Source organism: Streptomyces pratensis, assembly GCF_037137275.1.
GTDB classification, from domain to species: Bacteria; Actinomycetota; Actinomycetes; order Streptomycetales; family Streptomycetaceae; genus Streptomyces; species Streptomyces pratensis_B.
Window position 1 is genome coordinate 514,428 of record NZ_JBBBEN010000092.1, and the last position, 6,144, is coordinate 520,571.

Genomic DNA, 6,144 nt, shown 5'->3' on the forward strand with positions numbered 1-6,144 from the left:
CCGGGGCGGGGGTCAGGCGGTGGAGGCGGGGTGCTGCGCGCGGCTGACGTCGTAGACGCCGGCCACGTCGCGCATGGCGCGCATCAGGGCGGGGAGCTCGGCGGCGTCGGGGAGCTGGAGGGTGTAGGTGTGGCGGACCCGCTGTTGGCTGGGCGGTTCGACGGTGGCGGAGACGATCGCCGCGTCGGCGCCGGCGATGGCCTCGGTGAGGTCGGCGAGGAGCCGAGGGCGGCCGAAGGACTCGGCGACGAGCGTGACCCGGCACCCCGCGGGCGACTGCGGGCTCTCGTCGTCCGCCCAGCGGACGCCGACCGGGGCGCGTCCGGTCTCCCGCATCCGGGCCACCGAGGGGCACTGGCCGCGGTGCACGGTGACCGTGCCGCCGCGGACGACGAAGCCGGTGAGGTCGTCGGGCGGCACCGGCGTGCAGCAGCCGGCCAGGCGCACGGAGGCGTGGGGGCCGTCGACCACGACGTCGGCGGGGCGTGGGCCGGGCCTGCGGACCGGCGCGACGGCCGGCGGCTCCCCCGCGCCGTGCCCGGCCGCCTCCAGGGTCTCCGGGCCGGGCTTCGCCGCGTCGGGGTGGGTCTGGAGCCAGCCGGTGATCGCGATCCGGGCGGCGGGGGTGCGGACGTGGTCGAGCCAGTCGGGCGAGGGGCCGGAGGCGGTGTCGTGGGAGAGCAGCGGCTGGACGGTGTCGCCGTCGCTCAGGACGGTGCTGAGGGTGGCGAGGCGGCCGTTCACCCGGGCGCCGATGCAGGTGTGCGCCCGGTCGCCGTACTGCGCGTAGGCGGCGTCGACGCAACTGGCCCCGGCGGGCAGCCCGAGGGTGCCGCCGTCGGTACGGAACACGGTGATCTCGCGGTCCTGGGCGAGGTCGTCGCGCAGCGTGGTCCAGAAGGTGTCGGGATCGGTGGCGGACTCCTGCCAGTCCAGCAGCCGGGAGAGCCAGCCGGGCCGGGTGGGGTCGGCGCGCTCGTCGAACGCCTCGGCCTGCTGGGAGGCGGTGGCGTCCGGGGCGTACGGGTTGCCCAGGGCGACGACGCCCGCCTCTGCGACCTTGTGCATCCGGTGGGTGCGGATGAGGACTTCGGCGACCGCGCCCCCGGGTCCGACGACGGCGGTGTGCAGCGACTGGTACAGGTTGAACTTGGGGGCGGCGATGAAGTCCTTGAACTCGGAGATCACCGGGGTGAAGCAGGTGTGCAGCTCGCCGAGGACGGCGTAGCAGTCGGCGTCCTCCGCGACCAGGACGAGCAGGCGGCCGAAGTCGGTCCCGCGCAGTTCGCCGCGTTTTCCGCGGACCCGGTGCACGGAGACGAAGTGGCGGGGCCTGATGAGGACCTCGGCGCTGATGCCCGCGTCGCGCAGGGCGTCGCGGACGTCGCCCGCGATGGTGTCGAGGGGGGCGTCGGCGTCCGTCGCGGCGCTGATCAGGGCGCGGGTGCGCTCGTACTCCTCGGGGTGCAGGATCGCGAAGACCAGGTCCTCCAGCTCGGTCTTGAGCGCCTGTACGCCGAGCCGTTCGGCCAGCGGAATGAGGACGTCGCGGGTGACCTTGGCGATCCTGGCCTGCTTCTCGGGGCGCATCACCCCGAGGGTGCGCATGTTGTGCAGCCGGTCGGCGAGCTTGATCGACATGACCCGGACGTCGCTGCCGGTGGCGACGAGCATCTTGCGGAAGGTCTCGGGTTCGGCTGCCGCGCCGTAGTCGACCTTCTCCAGTTTGGTGACGCCGTCGACGAGATAACAGACTTCGTCGCCGAACTCTTCGCGCACCTGGTCGAGGGTCACCTCGGTGTCCTCGACGGTGTCGTGGAGCAGGGAGGCGGTCAGGGTGGTGGTCTCCGCGCCCAGCTCGGCGAGGATCAGGGTCACGGCGAGCGGGTGCGTGATGTACGGCTCGCCGCTCTTGCGGGTCTGGCCGCGGTGCGAGGACTCCGCGAGGACGTAGGCCCTGCGCAGGAGGGTGAGGTCGGCGTCGGGGTGGTGGGCGCGGTGGGCCTCGGCGACATGGCCGATGGCGTCGGGCAGCCGGTCGCGGGAGGCCGGGCCGAGCAGGGCCACCCGGCCCAGTCTGCGCAGGTCGATCCGGGGGCGGCTCCGCCTGCGAAGGGGAGCGCCCGGATCGGCGGCCTCTGCACTCATGGGCACCTCCGGCGACGTCGACCGGCACGGGGGAGGGGCGGACGCGCCTCGGGGCCGGTGCTTGATGCTATCGACCCCACCACGTGGCGCAGTCCAGCTCCCGCTCAGCGTGAAACGGATCACCCATTCGAGCGAAGCTGCGGCCGATCACCGCTTCCGGCGGAGCGGTCGTCCCGCCGCGCAGGGGGGCCGTGGTCGCCGCGGGCTCTACCCGGTCGTCGTGGAGAGCCACGCCGGGTCGATGACGCCCTCGGCGACGATCACCGCGGGTCCGGTCATGTCGACGGCGCCGTCCGGGTGCTCGGTGACGACCAGGGTGCCGCCGGGGAGGTCCACGGTGTAGGTGACGGGGAGGCCGGTCGTGGCGGGGTCGCTGCCGTCCCGGCGCGCGGCGGCGACGGCGACGGCGCAGGCGCCCGTGCCGCAGGACCGGGTCTCGCCGGAGCCTCGCTCGTGGACGCGCATGCCGACGTGGCGCGGTCCCCGGTCGACGACGAACTCGACGTTGACGCCGTCGGGGTAGACGGCCTCCGGACTGACCGGCGGGGCGGTGAGCAGGTCGCCGGCGTGGACCAGGTCGTCGACGAAGACGACCGCGTGCGGGTTGCCCATGTTGACGTTGCGGGCGGGCCAGCTGCGGCCGCCGACGCTGACCGTGACGCCGTCGGCGGGCAACAGGGCGCGGCCCATGGAGACCGTGATGTCGCCGTTCTTGGCAAGGTGGACCCGCTTGGCGCCGCCTCGGGTGGCGACGGTGAGGTCGCCGTCCTCTGCGAGGCCCGCGCGCCGGAGGTAGTGGGCGAAGACACGTACCCCGTTGCCGCACATCTCGGCGATCGAGCCGTCGGCGTTGCGGTAGTCCATGAACCACTCGGCGGCGTCCGCCATGTCCCGCGCCTCGGGGTGGGCCGCGGACCGTACGACGTGCAGCAGCCCGTCCCCGCCGATGCCGGCCCGGCGGTCGCAGAGCCGGGCGACGGCGGACGCGGTCAGGGTGAGGGCGTTGTCCGGGTCGGGGACGATCACGAAGTCGTTCTCGGTGCCGTGACCCTTGAGGAAGGCGATCTGCGGAGTGCTCACACGCCAACTGTACGAGGCTGCGCCGGCCGTCCGCACGGCCGGACCCGTGCCCCGGGTGCGGCCGTATCGCCCGTGCCGGGCGGGCGCGGCCCCGGTGGGTGCGGCGTCAACGCAGCCGGTCCACGCGCCAGACGGCTAGGGCGACCAGTGCCACGGCCACCGCGACGTACAGCGCGATCACCCGCCAGTCCGGGCGGTCACCCGAACCGCGGGCGGGCAGACCGGGCCAGGTGTGGCCGACGCGGCGGGCCGCCATCATGCCCCAGCCGGCCGCGCAGCAGCTGATCAGCAGACCGAGCATGGCGACCACCGCGCCGCCGTCGCCGAACTCGAAGGCGAGGGGGAAGGCGAACATCAGCGAGCCGACCGCGGCCAGCACGACGATGGGGGCGAGCTGCCAGATCCGAAGCCTGCGGGCGGGCCGCAGCTCGACCTCGACCTCGGGGGCCACGTCCTGCTCCTCCGGCCCGTCCGGGCTCAGCCGCCCCTCGCTCTCCCGCGGTGACGGTACGTCGTGCTCTGTGTCGCGCTGCTCCGTGTCGCGAGGGCCGGCCTCCATCGCCACGCGCCCTCCCAACTCGGACTCCACTGGTGGATCGATGCTCGATGATGGCACGGCCGGGGGCGCCGTATTGACGGGCTGAGCTTCCCGATGCCATCACGTGATCAGGCTGTGACCGCCCGTTCGACCAACGTCAGGGCACGGTGCGGGAGTTCCCCCCGGTCACGGTGGCCCCCGCCGAGCCACACGACGCGCGGGTCGCGGCGGAACCAGGAGTCCTGACGGCGGGCGAAGCGTTTGGTGGCGCGCACGGTCTCGGCCCGCGCCTGGTCCTCGGTGCACTCCCCCGCGAGCGCCGCGAGGATCTGCTGGTAGCCGAGGGCGCGGGAGGCGGTGAGACCCTCGCGCAGGCCGGCCGCCTCCAGCCGCCGCACCTCGTCCAGGAGTCCCGCCTCCCACATCCGGTCCACCCGCAGAGCGATGCGCTCGTCCAGCTCCGGGCGGTCCACGTCGACCCCGATCTGCACGGCGTCGTAGACGGGCTCGTCGCCGGGGAGATTGGCGGTGAAGGGCTTGCCGGTGATCTCGATGACTTCGAGGGCGCGGACGATCCGGCGGCCGTTGCTCGGCAGGATCGACCGGGCGGCGTCCGGGTCCGCGGCGGCGAGGCGTGCGTGCAGAGGGCCGGGGCCGCGCTCTGCCAGCTCCTCTTCGAGGCGGGCGCGCACCCCGGGGTCGGTGCCTGGGAACTCCAGGGCGTCGATGGCGCCCTTCACGTAGAGTCCGGAGCCGCCGACCAGGACCGGTGTGCGGCCCTCGGCGAGCAGCCGGTCGATCTCCCGTCGGGCGAGGCGCTGGTATTCGGCGACGCTGGCGGCCTGGGTGACCTCCCAGATGTCCAGCAGCCGGTGCGGCACGCCGTCGCGTTCGGGAACCGTCAGCTTCGCCGTGCCGATGTCCATGCCCCGGTAGAGCTGCATGGAGTCGGCGTTGATCACCTCGCCCCCGAGCCGCTGGGCGAGAAACACGCCCAGGTCCGATTTTCCGGCCGCGGTGGGGCCGACGACGGTGATGACGCGGGGGGCGGGGTCGGGAGGGGTCACCGGCACAGTGTCCCAAACTCCCCCGTCCTTCCCTAAACGCGCGGCTGCCGTGAGCTGGGGACCGGCGTCGCCCCGCGGCCGGTGGCGGCGCGCGGGGACGCGTGAAGTCGGCGGAAGGGGACAGGTGACGGACAATGGGGTGGGGAGAACACTCCCGCAGACAGTCCTCACTGCACGGAAGGTGACCCAATGGGGTTCCTGGACAACCTGAAGGCAAAGCTGGGACCGGCCAAGGAGAAGGTCGGCGACCTCGCACAGCAGCACGGGGGCAAGATCGAGCAGGGCCTCGACAGGGCCGCGCGCACGGTCGACCAGAAGACCAAGGGCAAGTACAGCGGCAAGATCGACAGCGGCACGCGCAAGGCCAAGGAGGCCGTGGACAAGCTGGGCCAGAAGGACGGCGGCACCCCTCCGCCGCCGCCCGCCCCCTGACCCGGTGACGCCACGCCGGTGGCGGGGACGGAACGCGGCGTTCCGTCCCCGCCACCGGCGTGTTCAGGACCAGACGGCCACCGTGTAGCCCACGCCGTACGGGGCGTCCTCGTACAGCAGCCGTCCGGTGAGCCCGGCGCCCCGTGCGGCGCCGGCGAGCAGCTGCCAGGGGGCGCGGCCGGCCGCCTGGAGTTCGTCCGCGAGTGTCATGTCCAGGCTGGTCAGCGCTTCGAGGTCCGCGGCGCCGAGGGCGGCGGCGGCCCGCGCGTCGAAGGCGGCCGCCCGCTCGTCGAGGTAGCCGGGGGCCTTGAGCGTGCGGCAGGCGCTGCCGTCCCCCATCACCAGGAGCGCGACGCGCCCGGCCCGCCGGGCCAGGGCGCGCCCTGCCGTCTCGCACTCCTCGGCATCGGTCCGTACGCCGACGGCCAGCCCTTCGACGGGGGCGCCCGCCCAGCGGGCCCGGCCCAGCAGCCACGCGCCCACCGCCAGGGACTGGGGCAGCGGCGGCCGGCCGGCCGCCGCGCCCTCCTCCGGCGCGTCGCCCAGCGTCACGTCGAGGTCGACGCCGACCCCCCGGAAGGTACCGCGCCCGTTCACCGCGCGGGTCCCGGCGGCCCGGCCGTCCCCCGGGCCGACGAGGACGAGCAGCTCCGGGCGCGCGGCGGCCAGCACCCCGAGGGCGTCGAGGCAGGCGGCACGCGCGGCGTCGAGCTCCGGGGCGGCCCCAGCGGCGACCTCGGGCACCAGGAGGGGCGGACAGGGGCACACGGCGGCGGCGACAAGCATGCCGGTCAGCGTACTTGCCGGGGCGGCTCGGCGAGGCCGCCCCCGCGGGACGTAGGCCCCCGCCCTTCCTCGGGCCGGTCGGGCCGTGCCGGG

General features: G+C 74.6%; 6 protein-coding genes. 1 reads left to right on the forward strand and 5 read right to left on the reverse strand.

Going from position 1 to position 6,144, the window contains the following annotated elements; all coding sequences use genetic code 11:
• Window positions 1-12 precede the first annotated feature (12 nt).
• The 4 genes from V9U70_RS19080 to miaA all read right to left on the reverse strand — a co-directional run bounded on the left by V9U70_RS19080 (window position 13) and on the right by miaA (window position 4,833).
• Window positions 13-2,148 (reverse strand): RelA/SpoT family protein, encoded by a 2,136-nt coding sequence (locus V9U70_RS19080; protein ID WP_336676767.1) that lies wholly within the window; start codon window positions 2,146-2,148, stop codon window positions 13-15.
• Between the two features lie 207 nt (window positions 2,149-2,355).
• Window positions 2,356-3,228 carry a diaminopimelate epimerase gene (dapF, locus tag V9U70_RS19085; protein WP_336676769.1) on the reverse strand — a complete coding sequence of 291 codons (873 nt, stop codon included), beginning with the start codon at window positions 3,226-3,228 and terminating at the stop codon, window positions 2,356-2,358.
• A 106-nt stretch (window positions 3,229-3,334) separates the two neighbouring features.
• Window positions 3,335-3,787: a hypothetical protein gene (locus tag V9U70_RS19090; RefSeq protein WP_336676872.1), complete on the reverse strand. Its 453-nt coding sequence runs from the start codon at window positions 3,785-3,787 to the stop codon at window positions 3,335-3,337.
• 107 nt (window positions 3,788-3,894) lie between these two features.
• A complete protein-coding gene (gene miaA, locus V9U70_RS19095) occupies window positions 3,895-4,833 on the reverse strand; it encodes a tRNA (adenosine(37)-N6)-dimethylallyltransferase MiaA (RefSeq protein WP_336676771.1) in 939 nt (312 codons plus the stop codon).
• A 189-nt stretch (window positions 4,834-5,022) separates the two neighbouring features.
• Between miaA and V9U70_RS19100 the strand changes: the two genes are divergently transcribed.
• A complete protein-coding gene (locus V9U70_RS19100) occupies window positions 5,023-5,265 on the forward strand; it encodes an antitoxin (protein ID WP_336676773.1) in 243 nt (80 codons plus the stop codon).
• 63 nt (window positions 5,266-5,328) lie between these two features.
• Here the strand turns inward: V9U70_RS19100 and V9U70_RS19105 are convergent, their stop codons facing one another.
• On the reverse strand, window positions 5,329-6,051 hold the full coding sequence (locus V9U70_RS19105; protein ID WP_336676774.1) for a class III extradiol dioxygenase subunit B-like domain-containing protein: 723 nt from the start codon (window positions 6,049-6,051) through the stop codon (window positions 5,329-5,331).
• Window positions 6,052-6,144 lie beyond the last annotated feature (93 nt).

Bases quoted from the DNA above. Each gene is read 5' to 3' on its own strand.
- V9U70_RS19100 (WP_336676773.1), top strand. From the start codon at position 5,023: ATGGGGTTCCTGGACAACCTGAAGGCAAAGCTGGGACCGGCCAAGGAG.
- V9U70_RS19090 (WP_336676872.1), bottom strand. From the start codon at position 3,787: ATGGAGGCCGGCCCTCGCGACACGGAGCAGCGCGACACAGAGCACGAC.
- V9U70_RS19105 (WP_336676774.1), bottom strand. From the start codon at position 6,051: ATGCTTGTCGCCGCCGCCGTGTGCCCCTGTCCGCCCCTCCTGGTGCCC.
- V9U70_RS19080 (WP_336676767.1), bottom strand. From the start codon at position 2,148: ATGAGTGCAGAGGCCGCCGATCCGGGCGCTCCCCTTCGCAGGCGGAGC.